Source organism: Bizionia sp., assembly GCF_048259285.1.
In the GTDB taxonomy this organism is placed as follows: domain Bacteria; phylum Bacteroidota; class Bacteroidia; order Flavobacteriales; family Flavobacteriaceae; genus Algorimicrobium; species Algorimicrobium hallyeonense.
Genome location: NZ_JBLXHU010000011.1, coordinates 72,646 through 96,112 on the forward strand (window position 1 = coordinate 72,646; position 23,467 = coordinate 96,112).

At 34.0% G+C, this 23,467-nt stretch carries 24 protein-coding genes and 1 tRNA gene; 14 read left to right on the plus strand and 11 right to left on the minus strand.

Annotation, left to right across the window (positions count from 1 at the left end; all coding sequences use genetic code 11):
- The first annotated feature begins 42 nt into the window (after positions 1–42).
- Positions 43–1,080 (plus strand): M28 family peptidase, encoded by a 1,038-nt coding sequence (locus ACN0QX_RS07540; RefSeq protein ID WP_417196095.1) that lies wholly within the window; start codon positions 43–45, stop codon positions 1,078–1,080.
- A gap of 113 nt (positions 1,081–1,193) precedes the next feature.
- A complete protein-coding gene (locus ACN0QX_RS07545; protein WP_248400198.1) occupies positions 1,194–2,750 on the plus strand; it encodes a M28 family peptidase in 1,557 nt (518 codons plus the stop codon).
- Between the two features lie 167 nt (positions 2,751–2,917).
- Here the strand turns inward: ACN0QX_RS07545 and ACN0QX_RS07550 are convergent.
- The 3 genes from ACN0QX_RS07550 to ACN0QX_RS07560 all read right to left on the minus strand — a co-directional run bounded on the left by ACN0QX_RS07550 (position 2,918) and on the right by ACN0QX_RS07560 (position 4,936).
- Positions 2,918–2,993 (minus strand) — tRNA-His (locus ACN0QX_RS07550).
- Between the two features lie 60 nt (positions 2,994–3,053).
- Entirely contained in the window at positions 3,054–3,776 is a 723-nt protein-coding gene (gene bshB1 / locus ACN0QX_RS07555; RefSeq protein WP_248400200.1) for a bacillithiol biosynthesis deacetylase BshB1, read from the minus strand.
- 2 nt (positions 3,777–3,778) lie between these two features.
- The gene (locus ACN0QX_RS07560; protein ID WP_248400202.1) at positions 3,779–4,936 is read right to left on the minus strand and encodes a trans-sulfuration enzyme family protein; all 1,158 of its coding nucleotides are present in this window, start codon (positions 4,934–4,936) and stop codon (positions 3,779–3,781) included.
- A 189-nt stretch (positions 4,937–5,125) separates the two neighbouring features.
- On the opposite strand from ACN0QX_RS07560, the gene ACN0QX_RS07565 reads away from it, so the two are divergent.
- Positions 5,126–5,497, plus strand: a complete 372-nt coding sequence (locus ACN0QX_RS07565) for a hypothetical protein (protein ID WP_248400204.1) — start codon at positions 5,126–5,128, stop codon at positions 5,495–5,497.
- 10 nt (positions 5,498–5,507) lie between these two features.
- Here ACN0QX_RS07565 and mscL read toward each other — a convergent pair whose 3' ends face one another.
- The 4 genes from mscL to ACN0QX_RS07585 form a co-directional block, all read right to left on the minus strand.
- A complete protein-coding gene (mscL, locus tag ACN0QX_RS07570) occupies positions 5,508–5,951 on the minus strand; it encodes a large conductance mechanosensitive channel protein MscL (protein WP_248400206.1) in 444 nt (147 codons plus the stop codon).
- Positions 5,952–5,964: 13 nt separating this feature from the next.
- Positions 5,965–9,177 carry a cytochrome c biogenesis protein CcsA gene (gene ccsA, locus ACN0QX_RS07575; protein WP_417196099.1) on the minus strand — a complete coding sequence of 1,071 codons (3,213 nt, stop codon included), beginning with the start codon at positions 9,175–9,177 and terminating at the stop codon, positions 5,965–5,967.
- Between the two features lie 123 nt (positions 9,178–9,300).
- On the minus strand, positions 9,301–9,705 hold the full coding sequence (locus tag ACN0QX_RS07580; RefSeq protein ID WP_248400218.1) for a group III truncated hemoglobin: 405 nt from the start codon (positions 9,703–9,705) through the stop codon (positions 9,301–9,303).
- A gap of 8 nt (positions 9,706–9,713) precedes the next feature.
- Positions 9,714–10,010, minus strand: a complete 297-nt coding sequence (locus ACN0QX_RS07585; RefSeq protein WP_248400220.1) for a hypothetical protein — start codon at positions 10,008–10,010, stop codon at positions 9,714–9,716.
- 71 nt (positions 10,011–10,081) lie between these two features.
- Between ACN0QX_RS07585 and ACN0QX_RS07590 the strand changes: the two genes are divergently transcribed.
- The 7 genes from ACN0QX_RS07590 (at position 10,082) to corA (ending at position 15,384) form a co-directional block, all read left to right on the plus strand.
- Positions 10,082–10,669, plus strand: a complete 588-nt coding sequence (locus tag ACN0QX_RS07590; protein ID WP_248400222.1) for a Crp/Fnr family transcriptional regulator — start codon at positions 10,082–10,084, stop codon at positions 10,667–10,669.
- 19 nt (positions 10,670–10,688) lie between these two features.
- A complete protein-coding gene (locus ACN0QX_RS07595; protein ID WP_417196102.1) occupies positions 10,689–11,480 on the plus strand; it encodes a Rossmann-like and DUF2520 domain-containing protein in 792 nt (263 codons plus the stop codon).
- 78 nt (positions 11,481–11,558) lie between these two features.
- The gene (locus ACN0QX_RS07600; RefSeq protein WP_248400226.1) at positions 11,559–12,089 is read left to right on the plus strand and encodes a KdsC family phosphatase; all 531 of its coding nucleotides are present in this window, start codon (positions 11,559–11,561) and stop codon (positions 12,087–12,089) included.
- Positions 12,090–12,147: 58 nt separating this feature from the next.
- Positions 12,148–13,065: a geranylgeranylglycerol-phosphate geranylgeranyltransferase gene (locus ACN0QX_RS07605; RefSeq protein WP_417196105.1), complete on the plus strand. Its 918-nt coding sequence runs from the start codon at positions 12,148–12,150 to the stop codon at positions 13,063–13,065.
- Complete coding sequence (locus ACN0QX_RS07610; protein WP_417196107.1) at positions 13,065–13,655, plus strand: Maf-like protein; 591 nt, start codon at positions 13,065–13,067, stop codon at positions 13,653–13,655. The genes ACN0QX_RS07605 and ACN0QX_RS07610 overlap by 1 nt, the downstream gene beginning before the upstream one ends.
- A 70-nt stretch (positions 13,656–13,725) precedes the next feature.
- A complete protein-coding gene (locus ACN0QX_RS07615; protein WP_248400232.1) occupies positions 13,726–14,283 on the plus strand; it encodes a mechanosensitive ion channel domain-containing protein in 558 nt (185 codons plus the stop codon).
- 33 nt (positions 14,284–14,316) lie between these two features.
- Entirely contained in the window at positions 14,317–15,384 is a 1,068-nt protein-coding gene (gene corA, locus ACN0QX_RS07620; RefSeq protein ID WP_248400234.1) for a magnesium/cobalt transporter CorA, read from the plus strand.
- A 42-nt stretch (positions 15,385–15,426) separates the two neighbouring features.
- Here corA and ACN0QX_RS07625 read toward each other — a convergent pair whose 3' ends face one another.
- On the minus strand, positions 15,427–16,023 hold the full coding sequence (locus ACN0QX_RS07625; RefSeq protein WP_417196110.1) for a hypothetical protein: 597 nt from the start codon (positions 16,021–16,023) through the stop codon (positions 15,427–15,429).
- A 190-nt stretch (positions 16,024–16,213) separates the two neighbouring features.
- Here ACN0QX_RS07625 and ACN0QX_RS07630 point away from each other — a divergent pair, with 190 nt between their 5' ends.
- The 4 genes from ACN0QX_RS07630 (at position 16,214) to ACN0QX_RS07645 (ending at position 21,319) form a co-directional block, all read left to right on the plus strand.
- Positions 16,214–18,712, plus strand: coding sequence for a PIG-L family deacetylase (locus ACN0QX_RS07630; RefSeq protein WP_417196112.1), 2,499 nt, complete (start codon positions 16,214–16,216; stop codon positions 18,710–18,712).
- Between the two features lie 123 nt (positions 18,713–18,835).
- On the plus strand, positions 18,836–20,527 hold the full coding sequence (locus tag ACN0QX_RS07635) for a sodium:solute symporter (RefSeq protein ID WP_248400240.1): 1,692 nt from the start codon (positions 18,836–18,838) through the stop codon (positions 20,525–20,527).
- Between the two features lie 125 nt (positions 20,528–20,652).
- Positions 20,653–21,129 (plus strand): hypothetical protein, encoded by a 477-nt coding sequence (locus tag ACN0QX_RS07640; RefSeq protein ID WP_417196114.1) that lies wholly within the window; start codon positions 20,653–20,655, stop codon positions 21,127–21,129.
- Entirely contained in the window at positions 21,119–21,319 is a 201-nt protein-coding gene (locus tag ACN0QX_RS07645; protein WP_417196116.1) for a helix-turn-helix transcriptional regulator, read from the plus strand. Before ACN0QX_RS07640 ends, ACN0QX_RS07645 begins: the two co-directional genes overlap by 11 nt.
- A 59-nt stretch (positions 21,320–21,378) precedes the next feature.
- Here the strand turns inward: ACN0QX_RS07645 and ACN0QX_RS07650 are convergent, their stop codons facing one another.
- The 3 genes from ACN0QX_RS07650 to ACN0QX_RS07660 form a co-directional block, all read right to left on the minus strand.
- Positions 21,379–21,978, minus strand: a complete 600-nt coding sequence (locus ACN0QX_RS07650) for a hypothetical protein (protein ID WP_417196118.1) — start codon at positions 21,976–21,978, stop codon at positions 21,379–21,381.
- Positions 21,979–21,981: 3 nt separating this feature from the next.
- Positions 21,982–22,830 carry a DUF2911 domain-containing protein gene (locus ACN0QX_RS07655; RefSeq protein WP_376859273.1) on the minus strand — a complete coding sequence of 283 codons (849 nt, stop codon included), beginning with the start codon at positions 22,828–22,830 and terminating at the stop codon, positions 21,982–21,984.
- A 91-nt stretch (positions 22,831–22,921) separates the two neighbouring features.
- A complete protein-coding gene (locus ACN0QX_RS07660; RefSeq protein WP_248400259.1) occupies positions 22,922–23,347 on the minus strand; it encodes a hypothetical protein in 426 nt (141 codons plus the stop codon).
- Positions 23,348–23,467: the final 120 nt, after the last annotated feature.

The window sequence follows — 23,467 nt, forward strand, 5'->3', positions numbered from 1 at the left end:
TTATCTTTTTTTTTGTTTTATTTATAGGCTAAATAGCTATAAATGAAAGGATTTGTTATTGCTTCGGCACTTACATTAGTTGGTTCTTGTGCCACAACTCGTTATTCAACTAAAATTGAAAACATAAAAAACAATATTCAACTTACGGATAGTGCTACAGTAATGCGCTTTGCTAATACAATAACCGCTAACGAATTAAAAACGCATCTTATAGCTTATGCTTCCAATGATTTTCAAGGACGAAAAACAGGAGAACTTGGACAGAAAAAAGCAGCCAATTTTCTGAAAGAATACTACCAATCTCAAAACATTTATTCGCCAATAAAAGATTCTTTATATTATCAAGAGATTTCAAAGGCTTTTTTACCGGACAACATCAAATCCACAGAAAATGTTTTGGCCTACATCAAAGGCTCAGAAAAGCCCGATGAAGTTGTTATTATTTCTGCACATTTGGACCATTTAGGAATTGAAGATGATCAGATTTTTAATGGAGCTGATGATAATGGGTCTGGAACAACAGCTTTAATGGAAATGGCCCAAGCTTTCCAATTAGCAGCACTGGAAGGTTTTATGCCAAAACGCAGCATTTTATTTTTACATCTAACCGGCGAAGAGCTAGGTTTATATGGCTCAAGATACTATATAGAGAATCCTATTTTTGACTTAAACAAAACCATGGTCGATTTAAATATTGATATGATTGGTCGTATAGATAAAAAACATGAGGACAATCCCAACTATCTCTATGTAATTGGCGCAGACAGAATTAGTAAAGAGCTTCATTTTATTTCTGAAAAAATAAATGACACCTATTTCCATTTAGATTTAGACTACACCTACAATGATGAAGGTGACCATAACCGTTATTATTATAGGTCTGACCATTATAAATTTGCTCAAGAAAATATTCCTGTCATATTTTATTTCAATGGTGAGCATGACGATTATCATCAAGCTACAGATACACCAGATAAAATTGAATATGATTTATTGGCTACACGCGCACGACTCATATTTAGTACGGCATGGTATTTAGCTAATAAAGAACAGAAATTAATTCATAACGAGGATATTTAATAGCTTGTTAAAGTTTGTTAAATGTAAATGCGCATTTCTTTGAAATGATAGGTTATTTCGTAATATTGTCTTTAACACAAAAGTTATTTATTAACATCACTTACTTATAATTTATGAGAAAATCAGTTTTTATTCTAAGTGCTACTCTTTTAGCATTTAGTTGTGGATCAACACAGGAAAAGCAAACAGCTACAAAAGCTACCGAGATTGCTAATCCTATGGAGTATGCTAATACCATAACATCTGCCGAGCTAAAAGAAATGTTATACACCTATGCCTCTGATGAATTTGAAGGTAGACTTACAGGTGAAAAAGGACAAAAAATGGCGGTGGAATATTTAAAGCAACAATACATTACTATGGATGTTCCTGCAGCAAAAGCGGACGGGAATTATTTTCAAGATGTACCGCTAGAAGTTATGGAAGCGCCTAAAGTTAACCTAACCGTTAATGGAAAATCTTATAAAATGATAGACGATTTCGTTTCTGCTTCAACATCTAAAAATGGAAGCCTTACCGTGACGGATATTGTTTTTGCTGATTATGGCATTGATGATGAAAATTACAACAGCTACAATAATCTAGCTGTTAAAGGTAAAGTGGTTTTAATCCGATCTGGTGAACCTAAAAAAGCTGATGGCAACTATGTAATAAGCGGATCTGATGAAAGTTCAAAGTGGTCAAATTTTAGACAAGAATATGCGGCCAAACGTGATGCTGCTAAAGAGCGTGGCGCTGCTGCAGTTTTGTTTTATTATCCTGAAATTTATGACATGGCTGCGCAACGATTTGGTGGCTCTAGTGGAAGAATGTCTTTACGTGGTAATGCAGATGACATGTTCTATTTTTTAATAAATACAGATTTAGCGAAAGCTATCATGCCAACTATAGAAACAGCTACAAAAACAGAAACATTAACGGTTCCAATGAATCTAGAATATATAAATGCATCCAATGAGTTTATATCTGAAAACGTTGCGGCATTTATTAAAGGTTCTGAAAAACCAGATGAAGTTATTGTACTTTCAGCACATTTAGACCACATGGGTATTGAGGATGGAGAAATTTTTAATGGTGCCGATGATGATGGTTCAGGTACTGTTGCTATCATTGAAATTGCTGAAGCCTTTAAAACTGCTGTAAAAAATGGACATAGACCAAAACGCTCAATTTTATTTTTGCACGTTACAGCTGAAGAAAAAGGACTTTTAGGTTCCCGTTACTATACAGATACAGATCCTATTTTTCCGTTGGCAAATACTGTCGCAAATTTAAATATAGATATGATTGGTCGTACAGACCCGAAACGTACGGAAGGAGCAGACAACTATATTTACTTAATTGGTAGTGATAAATTAAGTCAAGAGTTACATGATATTTCGGAAGAAGTTAATAAAACATATATGAACATTGAATTAGATTATAAATACAATGATGATAATGATCCAAATAGATTTTATTACCGCTCTGATCATTATAACTTTGCTAAAAATAATATTCCTGTTATTTTCTATTTTAATGGAACACATGATGATTATCACCGACCAAGTGATACGCCAGACAAAATCCGTTATGATTTGTTAGAAAATAGAACACGTTTGGTATTTTATACGGCGTGGGAACTAGCAAACCGCGAAAACAGAATTATAGTTGATAAAATAAAAGAATAACTTCTTGTCAATTAAACATAAAAAAGCCTTTTAGACATAAACTAAAAGGCTTTTTTTATGTTTAAATACCTCGTTAATTTACTGTTAAACAATTAGTTGCACACCAAAACAGCAAACCTTGTATACAAAAAAAGCCTTTCAGAAATTCTGAAAGGCTTTATAATTTTGGGTGGAAGACGGGATTCGAACCCGCGACCCTTGGTACCACAAACCAATGCTCTAACCAGCTGAGCTACAACCACCATTTTAATAGGTCTGCAAAGATAATTTAATTCCTATTTCCTGCAAAGTATTTTTGAAAAATTATTTCAAATCAAACAAACTATTAATTGCTGGGTACCGTTCTACTGTAAAACCTTCAGCATAATTAACACCCACAATTCGTCCTAAATCGCGTGCCCTATAGTCCACACTATCAGTAAAGTTCTTGCTTGAAATAGGTGTTTCAGGCTCTTTACTTTTAGGGTCAAAAAACTGGGTTTTATAGGCGTAAACCGCCGCTAATTTTTTTTCCATAAATCCGGAAATATCCACTACAAAATCTGGTTCAAGGTATTTCCATTGGATATAATGATATACCAGTTTTGGCCGCCAAGGCTTTTGTGGTGTATTGGTATCCGATAAGGTGGTTTCAATTTTAAGTAATCCGCTCAAAAAACAGGCATTGCTTACCACATCACTCCCCTTCCCATGATCAATATGTCTATCATCAATAGCATTGCATAAAACCATTTCCGGTTGGTATTTCCGTATCATTTTTATTATTTCTAATTGATGGCTTTTATCGTTAACAAAAAATCCATCAGCAAAGCCTAAATTTTCACGAACAGTTATACCTAAAATTCGTCCAGCTTCAGCCGCTTCGGCATCGCGTGTTTCTGCGGTTCCTCGAGTTCCTAATTCACCACGTGTTAAATCAATTATTCCAACTTTTTTACCATTAGCTATTTCCTTTGCTATTGTGCCACCACAACCTAGCTCTACGTCGTCGGGATGGGCACCAAAGGCCAAAATATCTAGTTTCATACCTATTTAGTTTTTGTTTTTTTTATAGCTTGATTAATATCAGCCACTAAATCCTTTTTTGATTCGATACCCACAGAAAACCGGATTAATTGATTGCTAATACCAATAGCATCGCGTTCCTCTTGTGTTAATAACCCATGTGATGTTAAATAGGGCGATAAAACCGTACTCTCAACACCCGCTAAACTCATGGAAGATTTAATAAGCTGAAGGTGTTTCTGAAATTGTAATGCCTCCAGACCGTCTTGTAACTCAAAAGACATCATAGCACCAAATCCATGCATTTGTGCTTTAGCCAATTTATATTGCGGATGGGATTTAAGTCCTGGATAGTAAACGGCCTTTACATCGGGATGCTTCTCTAAATATTTGGCAATTTTGTTCGCATTTTTAGTTTGTGCCTTAACACGCAACGCCAATGTTTTCAAGCTACGTTCTAACATCCAAACGGTATAATCGCTTAAATTTCCTCCAAAGTTTTTAGCTACATGCCAGATTTGACCTATCAATTCATCAGAAGCGGCTAAAGCACCCGCCAATATATCACTATGACCGCCTAAATATTTCGTTGCGGAATGCATGATAATATCAATCCCAAAATCAATTGGGTTTTGGTTAATTGGACTTGCAAAAGTATTATCAATACTGGTTAGAATATTATGAGCCTTCCCTAATTTAGCAATAGCTTTAATATCGGTTATTGTAAGTAGCGGATTTGAAGGTGTTTCAATGTGAATTAATTTCGTATTAGGTTGAATAGCAGTTTCAAAATCTGCCACCTCATAACCGTCCGTAAACGTGAATTCAATTCCAAACTTAGGAAACTCTTCACGTATAAAATGGCTTGCGCCTCCATATAACGTGTTTTGAACCACTAAATGATCACCAGATTTTAAAAATGTTAAAAAAAGCGCACTTAAAGCTGCCATCCCTGAACCAAAAATTAAAGCCGATTCCGTGTGCTCTAATGCCGCAATTTTTTTAGATAAATGTTCCTGATTGGGCGTATTAAAATACCTTGGGTAGCGTTTTACATCAACATCATCAAACGCATAGGATGTAGAAACATAGATGGGTGATACAGCGCCTTTAAACTGTTTATCTTCAATTTCTCCAACATGTGTGCAAATGGTATTAATACCGAATTTTGAAAGTTTCATAACTTAAATTTTTGAACAACTAAATTACAAATAATCTACACGTAATAGGGTAAAATGAGCTAGGCATTTTTTGCGTTTCTTATTATAAATTCAAGTAAAAATAGAACACAAATAAAATATCATATTGATTATCAGGTTTTTAACATATTTTTAAAAATTTACATCAAAATTTTTACTATATTTGGGATTATGACTTCAACAGAACTACAAGAAAGCACCGCGTTTTTAAAAGAATCTTTAACCTATTTAGAGAATTTAGGTTATGACAACATCAAAGCCGATATGGAAGGGTATGAATCTCCAAAATCATATCATAAAAAAGGTTCAGATGTCACAATCACACCTAATATAGTTGCAGAAAAAGCAGGAAGAAAGCACTATTTTGAAATTAGCTTAAAATCTGAAGAACAAATTTTATTAAAATCAAAATGGCGTTTTTTAGATGTTTTAACGCGAATGAAAGATCATCGTTTTAGAATTATCACGCGTCGTGGTCATTACAAATTTACACAAGACATGTTGGACGATTTGAATATGGATAAGGATCTTATTAAATTATAAGACCTACCTCCTATTTAGATTTTTTCATTAGTGTATTCTGTTCCTCCATTAAATCAGTCAATTTAGTGAGTAACTCAATATCTTTAGGCGTAGAAACGGTTTTGTTTTTCGGGTCTTGAGATTTATTACGCAATCTATTCAGAAACTTTACGATTATAAAAATAGTGAAACCTACGATTAAAAAATCTAAAAAGGCTTCACTAAAGGCACCATATCCTATAGCTACTTCATCGGCAATAGTTTTACCAGCATCGTTTAAAACTTCATGACGCAAAATAATACGCTTATCAGACAGGTTAACACCTTCAACTAGCAAAGACAATGGTGGTAGAAATACTTGTTTCACTAAAACATCTACCAATTTATTAAAAGCAGCACCAATTATGATACCGATGGCCATGTCCATCATGTTGCCTTTTACGGCAAACTCTTTGAATTCTTTTAGCAACTTCATAACCTAATTAAGATTATTTTTTGTAAAATTTAACATGTTTTCTGTAGGCTAGTAATCCAATAACCGCAACAATACCAAACGCTATTGCAATAAACTTCACACTTACAATCTGATCACCACTTGCGTAAGAATGTAAACCTGCTAGATAAAAATTCACACCAAAATAGGTCATCATAATACTGGAGAACGCAATAATAGACGCGAAATTAAATCCAAATCGACTACGTAATCCAGGAACTAAACGCATGTGAATAACAAAGGCGTATACCATAATACTAATTAAAGCCCACGTTTCTTTTGGATCCCATCCCCAATAGCGACCCCAACTTTCGTTGGCCCACATACCACCTAAAAAGTTACCAATGGTTAATAACACTAGACCAACGGTGAGTGCCATTTCATTAATAATGGTTAATTCTTTAATATTAATTAGTAATTTATCTTTATTGTCTTTTGTGGTGAATATCATTAAAAATAAGACCACAATTCCTAATATTAAACCAAGTGCAAATGGTCCATAACTTGCCACAATGATGGACACGTGAATCATTAACCAATAACTATCTAAAACTGGCTGTAAGTTCGCGATAGCTGGATCCATCCAATTCCAATGTGCCACCATTAATATAATGGCCGTTACAAATGCTGTTGCTGCAATGGTTAAATCGCTTCGTTTTCCAAATGCTAATCCGAAAAACATGGTTGCCCAAGCAACATAAATCATGGATTCGTAAGAATCACTCCAAGGTGCATGGCCGGAAATATACCAACGTACTGCTAAACCTAATGTGTGTAATATAAAGAGTAAAAGAATGACAACCTTGAAAAGGGTTACTACTTTAGCAATGGTTCTATTATTATCTCTAAAAATCTGCACTATTAAGATAATAAACATCAATGCTGACGCATACATATACCAGCTAAACAAATTCTTAAAAATATCATAATGATTGTAAAGAACCTCGGTCTTTACTTTTTCATCTGAAAGCATCACATCGCTTCCATACTTTTTCTGTGTTTTAGTAAAAGATTCTAAAATTTCATTAACTTTTGTATAATCGCCAGATTTTTTAGCCAAATTCAATGTCATTAAATACGCGCTAAACCCATTGTTGATGAAATTTCCGTAAAGTGAATCTTTAATGTTTTCACGATGTCCATCACGTCTAAATTCCACAGACGATATCCATTTATTATTTTCATCATCAGGAATTGGGAAAATACGCAAGGCATAACCATCTATAGTGTTATATAGTAAATTAACACGTTGATCAGTTTCTTTAAATTCTTTTTGATGCCCATTAGGAATTTGAGCTTTGTAAGCTTCTTCCAGATAAGGCGCTAATTTGTAATTTCCTTCAGGGGTGAAGAAATCTACAAGAGGAACATACTCTTGATCTTTTGGTACGCCTATTAGACTTCTAATAGAATCTGCTTTTTGACGCTTTAAATATATAATAGGTACATTATACCAAAGCAATGGACTTTCCTGAATAGATAAGAATACTTGATTGGCATCAAAATCTTCATAAGTATCGTGTTTACTTAACTTCCGAAGCATTTCTGACGCAAATGTATTTACAGGCATCATGCGTCCACCAATATCTTGAATCACCAAATGGCCAAACTTATCAGCATGTTCTTTTGGTGTGATATTTGCAGCTAACACCGAATCAATTTGTGCCTTGGTTGGTCTGCTATTATTATGACCATGTCCATCATCAGGTGTGTGCACTTGCGCAAAACTAGTTAACGTGAATGCTAACATTAAAATACTGGCAACTTTGGTTTTTAATCTATTTCGCTTCTTATTTTTAATGGCTGTTAGTTTTCTTTCTAAATCGCCAAAACGCGTGTTTTTATCAAATAATATAGCCATTAACCCTAAATATAATAACATGTAACCTATGTAGGTCACCCATGTACCTAACATATCATGATTTACTGATAATTTTGTTCCTAATTCATCTGGATCAAATCCTGCTTGGAAAAAGCGATAACCGCGATGATCTAAAATATTATTCATAAAAATGCGATAATTAAAATCGCCTTCCTCTTTATCAATTATCGTTACTTCACTCGCAAAAGCTGAATAACTCTTCTCGGTTCCAGGGTATTTATCAGCAATAAAGTCATTCAATTTAATACTAAATGGTAATTCCAATACTTTAGAACCATACTTTACAGCAATATCTAATCCGCCAATTTTTACCTGCTCAAAAGGTTTACTATAGCCTTGACCTCCTAATAATTTAACCCGTTTTGTTTCGCCTGCTGAAGTAACTTTTAAAACCACACCATTTTCATCGCCACGTAATAATTGAGATTTTTGTACTACATCAAAATCACCTCTAACAACAGGTTTTGGAAATACCATTTGCATATTGCCTATAACGTAACGCGATCTTAAAACTAGAGGCTGTATGCTATCTTTTACCAATAACCCCGTTTGTCCCGTGGCCATGGTCATATACTCACCGTCAAAAGGGGATTGAATGCTTAATTCCCCATCTTTATAAGTAATATTTACAGCACCTTCTTGGTATTTATTCAAAGAAAAAAGTACGTTATGTAAACTTTGTGTTTCACCTACTTTTAAAAAGTGATTATGTGGTGCACCATTTCCTGCTTCCACTATTTTTAAATACTCATCACCTGTTTCATTTGGAACCACATCTAACTCGGCACCACCAATGTATTTTTCTAATTCAAATTTTACATCTTGACCATTATAATCCGTAGCGTAAGAAAAATCATTTTCCAATCTTGGTGAAAAATCTACTTCTTCTTCAACAATTTTTCGCTGCGCCATACCGTCCACCATATAATCGCCATCTATATAAGCTGTGATGTAGGTTTTTTGGGTAAGAAACGAGTTTTCTGTTTCGCCTTCACGAATAGCCATCATACCTTCAAAACCAATATACCTGGTAATTCCAGCACCTAAAATGATTAAAATAAAGGACAAATGCAGCGTAAGCGTTGCCCACTGATTTAAACGCCACAAGCGGTATTTTTTAATATTTCCTATAAAATTAATTATGAACACTAACATTATACCTTCAAACCACCACGTATTGTAAATCAGGTTTCGGCTATAAGGTGTTGGAGATGTTTCTTGCCCTGCATCCATAAAGGTGCCAATTGCCATAGCGGCGGCAAAAGCAATAAATAATACAGACGTTAATCGGGTTGAAAATAGAAATTTAGCGAGTTTATTTAGCATAACTTGAGACTCAAAAATTGAATTGTGCAAATTTAAGGTTTTGTTTTATAAATAATAGCAAATAAACCAAGACTTTTATAGATATGTTTTATCGGGATATAATTAACAAAGTGTAAAAAAAGCTTAAGTTGTTGATGGTCTAGCTTGGAAGATATTTAAATACATAAAACTTCCCATTTTTCTAGCACGACGCTTAGCATTTTCAGCCACCTCGCCTTCAAAATGTTCATCTATGGTTTCAAACCATAAATTTAACCAAGCTCCAAAATGATGTTCGGTAATAGCATGGTTATTTTCCTTATCTACTTGAACATGAACTTCAAGCGGGTTTCCGTAGTATTTTTTTTCTAATTTCCGAGTCATAAATAAACTCGTTTCCCAGAAAGTTGTCAATCGGTCAATATGTGCATCCCAATCCGTAATCACACGATTAAAAAAAGGCCCTAAAAATTCGTCAGCGCGAACTTTATCGTAAAATGAAGAGACTAAAAGAAAGACATCGTCTCGGGTTTCTATGTTTTTTTTCATGTGATGCGTTATGACAATTGATAAACATTAATTATTATCAGCAGAATATTAATAGTGATACTTGCCAATAAAATAGGAAAAATAATTTTGGTTTTAAGCTGTGCAAAAATTACAGCATTATAACCCATGGCTAAAACTACGCACAAAGTTAGTTCAAAAAACTTAAACGCTTCGTTAGGACTATTCATTAAAATATACATGGCTGCAATAGAACCAATACAACTTTGTAAAATAATAGTTAGTGGAATGTAAAGAATATAGTTCTCATTAAAGTCCTTAATGGCTTGTTGATATAAAGATTTCATAATAGTGTTTTTTTGTTGAAACAAAATTCTAAAACTTATCTTTGTTTATTTATGATTCAAATCATATCACCATGATTCCAATAGCCATTTTAGAGAAATATCAAGCAACCCTCAAAACCTATTCTAAAGGTCAGGTAGTTTTTAGAGAAAACGAGGAGGCCCTTTTTTATTTTCAAATAAAACAAGGAAAACTAAAAATGTTTAATCATTCGGAAGATGGAAAAGCGTTTATTCAAGGTTTTTTTGAGTCTGGAAAATCATTTGGAGAACCACCATTGTTTCAAAACTCTAATTATCCAGCTTGCGCACAATGCATTACAGATTGCAGTATCTATATGTTGCCTAAAGATCGGTTCTTTGAGTTATTAGAAAACCACCCAAAGGTGCATTTAAAACTCACCAAGATTTTATGTAAGCGCATGATTTATAAGGCGAAAATTATTCAAGAACTTTCTATTCATCCTCCAGAACATCGGATTTTAACCTTATTAAACCATTTTAAAGAAACAGCAAATTCCACCGAGCTTTATGAGGTAAAATTAACACGACAGCAAATTTCGGACTTAACAGGCTTACGCGTTGAAACCGTTATCAGAACCATAAAGCAATTAGAAAAGGATGAAAAATTAATCCTAAAACGGCATAAAGTTTATTTATAATTATGTGTATTTTAGCCTTATGATTTCAGTAAGTATTATTGGCGCAGGAAATGTGGCCACCCATCTATATAAAGCGTTTATTAAGGCAGAAACTATTTCCGTAGTACAATGGTATAATAGGGATATTAGGAAGTTAGCCATGTTTCAAAGTGACGTGGAGACCATTGATGATTTATCAGAATTAAAGCCAGCCGATATATATATAATTGCTGTTAGTGATGATGCTATTTCGCATATTTCCGAACAACTCCCTTTCGAAAACCGATTTGTGGTTCATACCTCGGGAAGTGTTAGTGTTTACGATATAGATAAGAAAAACCGACGTGGTGTTTTTTATCCATTGCAAACATTCTCTAAAAACGTTCCTGTGGCCATGGAAACGGTTCCTATTTGTATTGAAACCATAGGCAAAAAGGATGCGCCTCTATTAAAGTTGCTAGGTAAAAGTATGGGCTGTAAAACGCATAAGGTAAATAGTGATCAGCGTAGAACATTACATTTGGCCGCTGTTTTTGTTAATAATTTTACCAATCAATTATATCGGGTGGCTCATGAGATTACAGAGTCGGAAGGTGTAGAATTTGATATTTTAAAACCGCTTATTTTGGAAACTGCAAATAAGGTCCAGAATATTTCACCGTATTTAGCACAAACAGGTCCTGCTAAACGCAACGACAAAAAAACAATTAAAAAGCATTTAAAACTGCTTGAAAATGAACAGCATCAAGCTATCTATAAATTACTTACAGCGTCTATTAAAAAAACCCAAGGTGTTAGTAATAAAAAAGTAGTTAAAAACAAAACAAAATAGCTTGTTATGTATTTATTTATCAGCGTATTCAAGCTATAACGCATTTACTAATTAACCCAATAATTCACTAAATAAATTATGGAAACTAAAAGTTACAAAGAATATCTAGAACATATTACCACCTTTATATTTGATGTAGATGGTGTTTTAACGGATGGAACCGTAACCATTTTAACAACTGGTGAAATGCTCCGAAAAATGAACATTAAAGATGGCTACGCTTTAAAAACAGCAGTAAATAAGGGGTACAATATTTGTATAATTTCTGGCGGCACTAATGAAGGTGTTCGTATTAGGTTGGAAGGATTGGGTGTTACAGACGTATTTTTAGGCTCTCACGACAAAATCCAGCAGCTAAACGAATACCTGTCTCAAAACAACATCAAATTGGAAAATGTGTTATATATGGGTGACGATATCCCAGACTACCCCGTTATGAAACTTGTTGGTCTGCCTTGCTGTCCGCAAGATGCGGTTCCTGAGATTAAAGTAATTTCAAAATATATCTCGCATAAAAATGGCGGTTATGGTGCTGTTCGCGATGTAATTGAGCAAGTTTTAAAAGTTCAAGATAACTGGCAAGGTAATTTTGATGCCAAATATGACTAATTCGCATTTAAAGAATTAAAAAATTAACGCTCCTTTAATCACCTACTAACAAACAAGTATGCAAAGTATTTTATCACTAATTCGTTGGAAAAATTTACTCATGATTGCCTTGGTGCAATTACTTATTAAATATGCTTTGCTGGAGTCCTTTGGTGTAACCATTACTTTGAACGGGTTTGGGTTTTCATTACTTATAATAGCAACACTATGTTTAGCGGCTGGTGGTAATATTATAAATGATATTTTTGATCAAGATACAGATGCTGTTAACAAACCCAAAAAGGTAATTGTTGGTAAATCCATTTCTGAAAAAACGGCTTACAGTCTTTTTATTGGCTTTAATGTGGTTGGTGTGCTAATTGGTTTCTATTTATCCCATTTGGTTGGCCGCTCCGGATTCTTTGCCCTTTTTGTCATTGTTTCTGGATTACTATATATTTATGCTTCCTACTTAAAGCAAATGATATTAGTTGGTAATATTGTTATTTCGGCATTAATTGCTTTAAGTATTATTATGGTAGGGTTATTTGAATTATTACCAGCCATTACACCTCAAAATCAAGAAACACAACTCACTTTTTTTAAAATTATATTAGATTATGCCCTGTTTGCTTTCTGCATTAATTTAATAAGAGAATTAGTAAAAGACATTGAAGATATTGATGGCGACTACAAAGTTGGTATGAACACACTACCTATTGCTATTGGTCGTGCTCGTGCAACACATGTTACGTTGGCACTAACGTTTATTCCCTTGGCTGCCGTTATCTATTATGTCATAACATATCTATATCACAACTTATGGATTGTGGGTTATTTTTTAATTTTTATAATAGCGCCATTAATTTATGTCATAATCCGTTTGTTTCAAGCTAAGCTAAAATCGGACTATAATTTTATTAGTATTTTGCTTAAAATAATCATGCTCTTCGGAATGTTATCGCTGCTCATTTATAAATATAAACTTCTTGGATAATGCTCAACGAACAATTAAAAAACTTCAGACTTATTCTTGCTTCCGGCTCTCCGAGACGGCAGCAGTTTTTTAGGGAATTAGGCTTGGATTTTGAAATTATTCTAAAACCTATTAAAGAAGAATTCCCAGAACGTTTAAGCCATTTTGAAATCAGTGATTACTTGGCCCAGTTAAAATCCTTACCATTCAAAGCCGAATTAAATCCAAGCGACATTCTCATTACCAGTGACACCATAGTTTGGCACAATAATAAAGCGCTTGGAAAACCTAAAAATGCAGAAGATGCTTTTAATATGATTAAATCCATGAGCAATACAACGCATGAGGTAATTACTTCGGTTTGTTTTACTACCTCAGAAAAACAGAAAACTGTAAATGCTGTTACTAAAGTTACATTTAAAGCGTTAACAGAAGCGGAAATTAATTACTATATAAATACCTGTAAACCGTTTGATAAAGCGGGAGCTTACGGTATTCAAGAATGGATAGGGCAAATTGGTATTACCAAAATTGAAGGATCCTATTTTAATGTGGTTGGACTACCAACCCATGTTGTTTATCAAACCCTTCAGCAATTTATTTCTTCTTAAATATACCATAAATCGCATCTGTTTGTATGGTTTCTATGCTATCTTTGTACACTTAATGTGTTAATCAATTATGTTATTATTTATACAGTTTTTTAAAAATTATGAATCGGAAATTTTAGGAAGTATTATCCTTCTTTTAGTTTTATTAATTATTCGGTATATAGCCCGAAAATTAATTAAAAAAATTGGCCATAAAGCTGGAATTAATGATGCAAGAATTCATCTAATTTCAAGGTATGCCACGGCCACGCTTATTTTAATTTGGCTCCTAATAGAAACTATTATTTTCGGTGCTCAATTTGAAGAAATTGCGGTTGTTTTTTCATCCGTTTTTGCTGTCATAGGAATTGCGCTTTTTGCTATATGGTCTATTTTAAGCAATATTACATCCGGAATAATTATGTTTTTCAACTTTCCATATAAGGTTGGCGATAAAATAATGATTCACGATAAGGACTTCCCAATTGAGGCTATCATTGAGGATATTGCGGCGTTTCAACTGCATTTACGTTTGGATAATGGCGACTTGGTAACCTATCCAAACAACTTAATTCTACAAAAACCTGTTACGCTTCTAAAAAAGGATGCTATTGTTTTACCACAAGACGATGGCACTGATGCTGTATAATTTTTTCAAATAATTGTTGTAAATTTCAACATTATGGGTAAAAAAAGAACATCAAAGTATAAGAAACACGTTGGCAAATCGCCAGGAACTTTAATTTATACGGGAGATAAAACTGCACAAAAGCTTTTTATTGAGTCGTTTGATTATAATCCTGAATTTATCAATGAATTAGAACTTGAATTCATTGAGGACGCCTTTAAATTTAAGTCTACAGATTCCATTACTTGGATTAATATTAATGGCTTAAATCATATTGATGAAATTGAAAAAATAGGTGCGCATTACAATTTGCATCCCCTTGTATTAGAAGACATTGTCAATACGTCACAGCGACCAAAAATTGATGAATATGAAAATTACATTTTTGTATCCTTAAAAATGCTATATTATGATGTTGATGAAAATATTACTATAGAACAAGTCAGTTTTGTACTTGGAAAAAACTATGTACTAACTTTTCAGGAATCGGAAGGTGATGTTTTTGATACGGTTCGTGAACGATTGCGCGCCGGCAAAGGAAGAATCCGTACCATGGGTTCGGATTATTTACTGTATGCTTTAATAGACGCCGTGGTGGACCATTACTACATTGTTAGTGAAACCATGGGCAACAAAGTGGAAGATTTAGAGGATGTATTGTTTAGTGGGAATATTAAAGAAGATTTAAGTCAACAGGTATTAAGTCTTAAAAAGGAATTATTAAAAGTCCGTCGGTCTATTTTTCCCTTACGTGAAATAATTAGTCGTATTCTAAAAAGTGATAATACACTTATTCATAAAAAAACCATTCAGTTTTATGATGATGTATATGACCATATTATTCAATTATCCGACAGTATAGATATTTATCGCGAAATGATTTGGAGTTTAATGGATATGTACATGACCACTATTAGTAATAAAATGAATGAGGTCATGAAAGTACTGACTATTATCGCGACTATTTTTATCCCATTAACCTTTATAGCAGGTATTTATGGTATGAATTTCGATAATATGCCAGAACTTCATTTTGAAAATAGTTACTTTATACTATTGGGTATTATGTTCGTTATTTTTATTGGAATGGTTTACTACTTTAAACGCATGAAGTGGTTTTAATTTTCAACCATCCCTAAAATTTCTTGAAGAATAATTCTGGTATTAATCTACTTTAAAACCTAAAGCAATATAAGGCTGACCATAATTTATAACAGGACCCCCTGATCCATAGAAATTAGAACTTTGAAAAACCACGTTTCCTTCCGTTATTGGGTATGGAACGGGAGAAAAATCGGTTTTTCTATATATCCGTCCTATAGTTTCATTTAAATTACCATAACCTGGCAAAATTGTTCTTCTTACGGTAATCTCATCACCAGACGAAACTATTACAGGTGTAATGGCTTGATAATCTAATGCTGTTTGAGAAAATGTATGGGTGCCAGAATAAGATGCACCAGAAGTATTATTAATAACCTCCATAGTATAGCCACCCGCATAAGCCGTTGCATTTTGATACCCTACAGAACAAATTTCGCCATTTGCATTTATAATTATATCATATTCATGCGTTTCTAAATCCATGGTTTCATATAAATCATAATCAATATTGGTCGCGAACACGGAATTAATCAAATTATCTACATAACTGTTTTCACATACATTGTTAATTGGGTCGTTGTCATCATCACAAGATACCAGCGCTAAAAAGCAACATGTAAAAAGTAGTAAAAGTTTATTTGTTTTTAAATTTTTCATGATTATTAGTTTTATTGTTACAACCTGATATCAATAAAACTTCAATTTTGTTACCCTCCTATTTATAGTTTTCGTTTTACGCATCTCAAAAAGTTAGTAGAATTCCCGTATATCATTGCGTTAAAAAAAACTTAAAGCCAAACATCTTAATAAGTCTTTATTATATTTGGTCTTTTAGCCAAAAGCCATTATGATAAAACTAGTACGTTTCCTATTTTTAATTCTAATAAGTACCACGCATTCCTACGCACAGCAACCCAAAAAACCTAATAGTTCGGAAATTTACGAGTCCATAAAAAAACTCAATTTTTTAGGGTCGGTTTTATATGTTGCTGCACATCCCGATGATGAAAACACACGACTTATTTCCTATATGGCAAATAACGTCAAAGCAAGAACCGCCTATTTATCCTTAACACGTGGTGATGGAGGCCAAAACCTCATTGGTCCAGAAATTCGGGAGCTTTTAGGTGTTATAAGAACGCAAGAACTCTTAACAGCTAGAGCGATTGATGGTGGTGAACAATTGTTTACTCGTGCTAACGATTTCGGGTATTCCAAACATCCCGATGAAACGTTGGCTATTTGGAATAAAGAAGCAGTTTTAAGTGATGTGGTATTGGCTATTCGTCAATTTCAACCAGATATTATCATAAATCGTTTTGACCACAGAAGTCCAGGAAGTACCCATGGTCATCATACTAGTTCGGCTATGTTGAGTTTGGAGGCTTTTGATTTAGCAAATGATGCTTCAATCTATCCGAATCAATTACAAACAACGGAAACTTGGCAAGTTCAACGTGCGTTTTTCAATACATCATGGTGGTTTTATGGCAGTCAAGAGAAGTTTGATAGAGCCGATAAGAGTAATTTAATTGGCTTGGATACCGGCATCTATTTTCCTTCAAGCGGTTTGAGTAACCCGGAAATTGCAGCCTTAAGCAGAAGTCAGCATAAATCGCAAGGTTTCGGAAATACTGGAACACGTGGTACCGAAATGGAATATATTGAATTGATAAAAGGTACCATGCCAACCACTCCAACCAATTTATTTGAAGGTATTGATACCAGTTGGAATCGTGTAAAAGGTGGTGCCAAGATTGGCATTATTCTTAAAGAGGTGGAAGCCAATTACGATTTTAAAAACCCAGCTACTTCCCTTCCAAAGTTGGTTGAAGCCTATAATGCCATTCAAGCTTTAGAAAATACGCATTGGAAAATTATTAAAACCAAAGAGATTAAAGCCATTATTGCGGCTTGCGCTGGTTTATTTGTGGAGGCTGTGGCGGAAACGAATCAAGCTACATCCGGTGAAAGTATTCAACTAAATTTAGAAGCTATTAATAGAAGTCCAGCAAAAATGACGTTGGTGTCATTCACCAATCCAGATGGATTAGAAGTTCCGAAAGGCATTGAACTAAATGAAAATGAATCCATAAAAATTCAAGAAATTTTTCACATACCAAGTACCGATAATGCGCCTGTAACAACACCTTATTGGCTCATTGAAAAAGGAAGTTTAGGCATGTATAAAGTTTCTGATAAATCTCTAATCGGCAAACCGGAATCACCAGATTATTTCAATGTCACCTTTCATATTAATATTGCTGGAACAAACATTCCATTCACGAAGCCCGTTGTTTATAAAACCAACGATCCTGTGAAAGGAGAAGTTTATAAGCCTTTTGAAATCATCCCAGAAGCGTCGGCTAGAATTGCCGAAAAAGTCATCATTTTTGAAACCGTTAACACAAAAGATATTCCTGTACATGTAAAAGCTGGACACGATAATTTGGAAGGAATGGTCCACTTATCAGTTCCTGACGGTTGGCGCGTTTCACCCGAAAATCACCAAGTAACTATTAGCAATAAAGGTGAAGAACAAACGGTTTTATTTTCCGTAACGCCTCCCAACATTCAAAGTGAGGGATTCATAAAACCAATTATTACAATTAATGGGAACATCTATTCCAATGAACTAATTGAAATTGATTACGATCATATTCCTTACCAAACCGTTTTATTGCCAAGCGAAAGTAAAGTGGTTCGTTTAGATATAAAGAAAAAAGGCGAAAACATTGCCTATATTGCGGGTGCTGGCGATGTTGTTCCAGAAAGTTTACAACAAATTGGGTATAACGTGACTACTGTATCGCCTGATGACATTACGCCTGATAATTTAAAAGGCTTTGATGCTGTTGTTATCGGAATACGCGCATATAACACTGTTGAAACATTAAAATTTAAACAATCTGTTTTATTCGATTTTGTAAAGAATGGTGGTAATATGGTGGTTCAATATAACACGAGCCGCGGTTTGGTAACCGATGAGTTGGCGCCTTATACATTAGAATTATCTCGCGATCGTGTCACCGATGAGTTTGCGGATGTTAAATTTTTAGCACCCAATCATCCTGTTTTAAATGTCCCTAATAAAATAACCCAAACAGATTTTGAAAACTGGACGCAAGAGCGTGGACTATATTTCCCGGATAAATGGAGTACGGATTTTACACCAATTTTATCCATGCATGATAAAGGGGAGTCAGCCAAAAAAGGAAGTTTATTAGTGGCGCAATACGGAAAAGGCTACTACATCTATACAGGCTTGAGTTTCTTTAGGGAATTTCCTGCTGGAGTTTCCGGTGCGTATCGCTTATTTGCAAATATTTTATCTTTAGGAAAATAAAACCGAAAAATTAAAAACCATGAAGCAAGAAAAATACAAATGGGAAAAAATGTATACAATTTTACTCGTTGCTAATGCACTTTATATTTTAGCGTTTTATTTCATCATGCAAGCCTTTTAACTATGCAAACTCTCGACTGGATTGTATTATCCATTACTTTAATTACAATTGTTGCTTACGGAACCTATCAAACGCGTGGCAGTAAAAATGTTCAAGATTTTTTAAAAGGTGGTAATAGCTCTAAATGGTGGACTATTGGTCTGTCGGTCATGGCAACCCAAGCCAGTGCAATTACGTTTTTATCCACTCCAGGTCAAGCTTTTAATGACGGAATGGGTTTTGTGCAATTCTATTTCGGACTGCCAATTGCCATGATTGTCATATGTATGGTATTTATTCCTTTGTATCACAGACTTAATGTATACACTGCTTATGAATTTCTTGAAAATCGTTTCGATTTAAAAACCAGAACATTAACAGCCATTTTATTTCTTATTCAGCGTGGTTTAGCTGCTGGTATTACCATTTTTGCGCCAGCCATTATTTTATCAGTTGTATTAGGTTGGAATTTGTTACTACTCAATATTATAATCGGAATTCTTGTTATTATTTATACCGTTTCTGGTGGTACTAAAGCGGTCAATGTAACCCAGAAACACCAGATGGTTGTTATTTTTACAGGAATGATTATCGCTTTTATTCTTATTGTAAATAAACTTCCAGAAAATATCACCTTTAGCAACGCTTTGGATATTGCTGGTGCAAGCGGTAAAATGGAGATTTTAGATTTCTCTTTCGACCTCAATAACCGCTATACATTTTGGAGTGGTATTATTGGAGGTACGTTTTTGATGCTTTCCTACTTCGGTACAGACCAAAGTCAAGTACAACGCTATTTGTCTGGAAAATCTGTTCGTGAAATGCAATTGGGACTAATGTTCAACGGACTTTTTAAAATACCCATGCAGTTTTTTATACTGTTAGTGGGTGTTATGGTGTTTGTGTTTTATCAATTTAATAAAGCGCCAATTAACTTTAATCCTGTAGCAACGGAAGTGGTATTAAATACCCAGTATGCTGAAGAATACCAAGAGCTGCAAACGGAACAAGATGCCATTTACGATACCAAACAAGTATTAATTGCCGATTTTATAGCCAATAAAAATGAAGCTTCCATTGCAGGCGTGGCTTCCGCAAACGCCAAAAATGATAGTATTCGTGCGCGTGCGCGATATTTAATTGATAAAGCTGGCGAAACTAAAGGCGTAAAAGTGGAAAGTAATGATAAGGATTATGTGTTTATCAATTTTATTTTAAACAACCTACCGCGTGGTTTAATTGGGCTGTTATTAGCCGTTATATTAAGTGCAGCTATGTCTAGCACATCTAGTGAATTAAACGCTTTGGCTTCCACAACAACAATTGATTTATTTAAAAGAAACACCCGCGAAAGAACCGATACGGAAATGGTAAAAGTGTCACGTTGGTTTACATTAGGTTGGGGAATTATAGCTATTCTCGTTGCTTGTGTCGCCAATCTTGCCGAAAACTTAATTCAGTTAGTTAATATTATTGGATCCATTTTCTACGGAAATGTTCTAGGTATTTTCCTGTTAGCCTTTTTTGTAAAAGCCGTTAAAGGTCGTGCTGTTTTTATTGCCGCTATTATAACTCAAATTTTGGTAATCTCTTTGTTTTTGCTAGATCTGTATGAATACATTAATTTACCATTCTTATGGTTGAATTTTGTTGGCTGTGCCATTGTAGTGGCTATTGCTATCATGATTCAGTTTACGAACAAAAATAGAATTTAAAGCATTAATAATCTATCTCCTTTTTGTATTCTAATTGTCTCGTTCTTACAACCTTTTGTCAAATAAAATTGTCAATATGTAAAGTTTATTTTGTATTTGAATTGTCAATTTTAAATCGGACAATTATGAAAACTAATTATTTATTGCCACACAAGTACAAGGTGTTTGGTTGGGTATTACTTGTTCTTGGACTAATTTCAGGCCTCTTTTTATATGCCACAGATATGGATCCTGATATAATAAAACTAAACGTTTTAAGCATTTATAATGATGATAGTCTATTTACAGGAACAGAAGAAGGTTGGTTTAAAATTATAAAGAATGGAATCGTTGATGAACTTTCAGCACTCGCTATCATTATTGGTGGCTTACTAATTGGTTTCACCAAAGAGAAAATAGAAGATGAATTTATTTACCAACTCCGAACCGAATCGCTAGTTTGGGCGATAATTGTAAATTATACCATTTTAGCGTTTGCTGTCTTTTTTGTTTATGATATGCTATTTTTTAACGTGATGATATTTAGTATGTTTACACCGCTTTTCATTTTTATTATTCGTTTCAATTTTCTAAAATTAAAATCCACTACCCATGACGAATAGCTTAAAAATAGAGCGTGCCAGGCATAACATGACCCAAGCAGATTTGGTTGTAGCTATCAGCGTTTCCAGACAATCCATAAATGCCATGGAAAAAAACAAGTATGTACCATCTACGGTTTTAGCTTTAAAGTTAGCCCGACTCTTTAAAAAACCTGTTGAGGAATTGTTTCAATTAGAAAGTACGGATTAAGCATAAAAAAAACGACTTGCTATTACCAAGTCGTTTTTTTGTTAAAGTAGGCATTTCATTTAAATGCAGTTTTTATAATACTGTAATGCAGATAAAACATCCTCCTTTTTTTCAATAGGTTCGGAAGCCATGACCACCGAATTACAATTAGAAAAATAAGCATTCACATTTTTGCGAAAATAGTTTAAACCACGTGTAGCGCTTACTAATTCAGAGGCTTGCTTTTCACCTTCGCGTTGTACATATATTTCATTAAAGTTTGATGAAAACCAAACACCAACAGTTGATGCATGATTAACCTGCATGCTACGCGCATAAATAGTTAAATCACCAATAGTTTCAACTTCACGAAAAAGTGCTAGTTTTTTATCCACGATAATATTCACATACTTTACCGTACCATCTGTCCGAGAGGTCAAATAAACAAAAGCTATTTCGTGATCCTTAAACCGCGTTGTTTTGGCGTCTTTATTAGCTCTAAAAGCAACCTTATTAGCACCGATTCGTATCGATTTTGTTGGTTGCGGGATTTTAACTTGTCCCTTTTTTACGCTTCCATTTACCAAGTGTAACTCGCCCGATAACCATTCGGCTTCTTGAGAGTAGCTTTGTAAAGATAGTACCAATAGTGCAAATAGTGAGGTGAGTCGTAAAACCATATATTAGTTAGCTCCCCATTCTTTTAATGATTCCTCATTAAATTTTACATATTGCATGTTACCCGCAGCTTTAGAACCTTCTAAAGATTTTTTAGCTAATTCAATAGCACCTTTGGTATCACCCGCTTTGGCATATATTAAAGCTTGTTGTCTTACTTGGTAATACGCAGGGCTATCCATCATACTCATAGCTTTATCAATCCATTCTTTAGCTTGCTTAATATCTTTTCCTTCATTTAAGTAATAAACAGCAGAGGCATAATAATCAGTGGCTTTTGGCGTTCCGTTTAAAGCGTCATTTATAGAGGCTAACACTTTATCATCCGTAGGAACCGTGAAAGGTATACCGATATAAGTGTTTTCCCACATCATTTCTAATCTAGCACTTCCTGTTTTAATATCATTAATATCTATAGTAAATGTTTCAACCGTGAATGGAATTTTCTCCACTTTTACTTTTGCAATTGCAGCAACTAAACTTTCATCCCATTTTTCAGGTGTTCCCCAATTGTTAGTGTCTGAATAAAAATACACTTCCCACATAGATTCTCCAGGCTTTGTAAAAATAGCGTAAGAACCTGCTTTTAATTCGTAATCGTTAATAGTTACAGGGTCACTAAATGTAATGATGGTGTTTTTGTTAGCACCAGTACGCCACATTTTGTCATAAGCTTCAAGTCCTCCAAATATTTTTCGTCCTTTAACTCCTGGACGCGAATATTCAATCGTTACATCTGTTAATCCAACCTTCTGCTCCACTTTACTAAATGGACTAGATTCTGGTGTTGTTACTTGTGCTTGTATGCTAAATGTTAACACAAAAGCTGCTAAAATTAGTATTGCTTTTTTCATAGTAATTAAAATTAAATTGATTTATTTTTTATAGTCCACAAAAATACGATTAAACAGTCAAAAGCTTGTTAACTAAAGTATAAATTAATAACTAGTCCTTAAAGTTCCATTTACTATAAACACTGCGCTGAATTTGTCCAAAATTTTCTAAATGGTTTACATATTGATCGGTAGTTAATATCCCTTTTAATTCCTCATTCATTTTACCAACCAATATATTAAACTGCTCATGTATTTCATCACGGGTATACGTTTTGTCCGAATCATTTAAGCGACTCATATCAAACACATATTTATTTACAATACGATCGTAATCATCACGAAGCTCTGCTGATAATTTCATATCATTTACGCGATCATAAAACCAACGCTGCATATTTGCTCGCTCCTCTACCGAATAAAGCGTATCTACTTTTACTTGCTGAAGTTCCGATTCTTTTACTGATTTGTTTTGAGCAAAACTCATGTTTGCTACTAATAAAAAAATACCTATGTAGAGTATTTGACTTGTTTTCATAATTGTTAAGTTTTCTTTAACAAATATACTATTTTTTCGCTTTGCGGATACACTAAAATACGAATTCGAAAAAATATTGTTTACCTTTCCTGTGAATTAGTTAAACGTTTTGTATCTTTA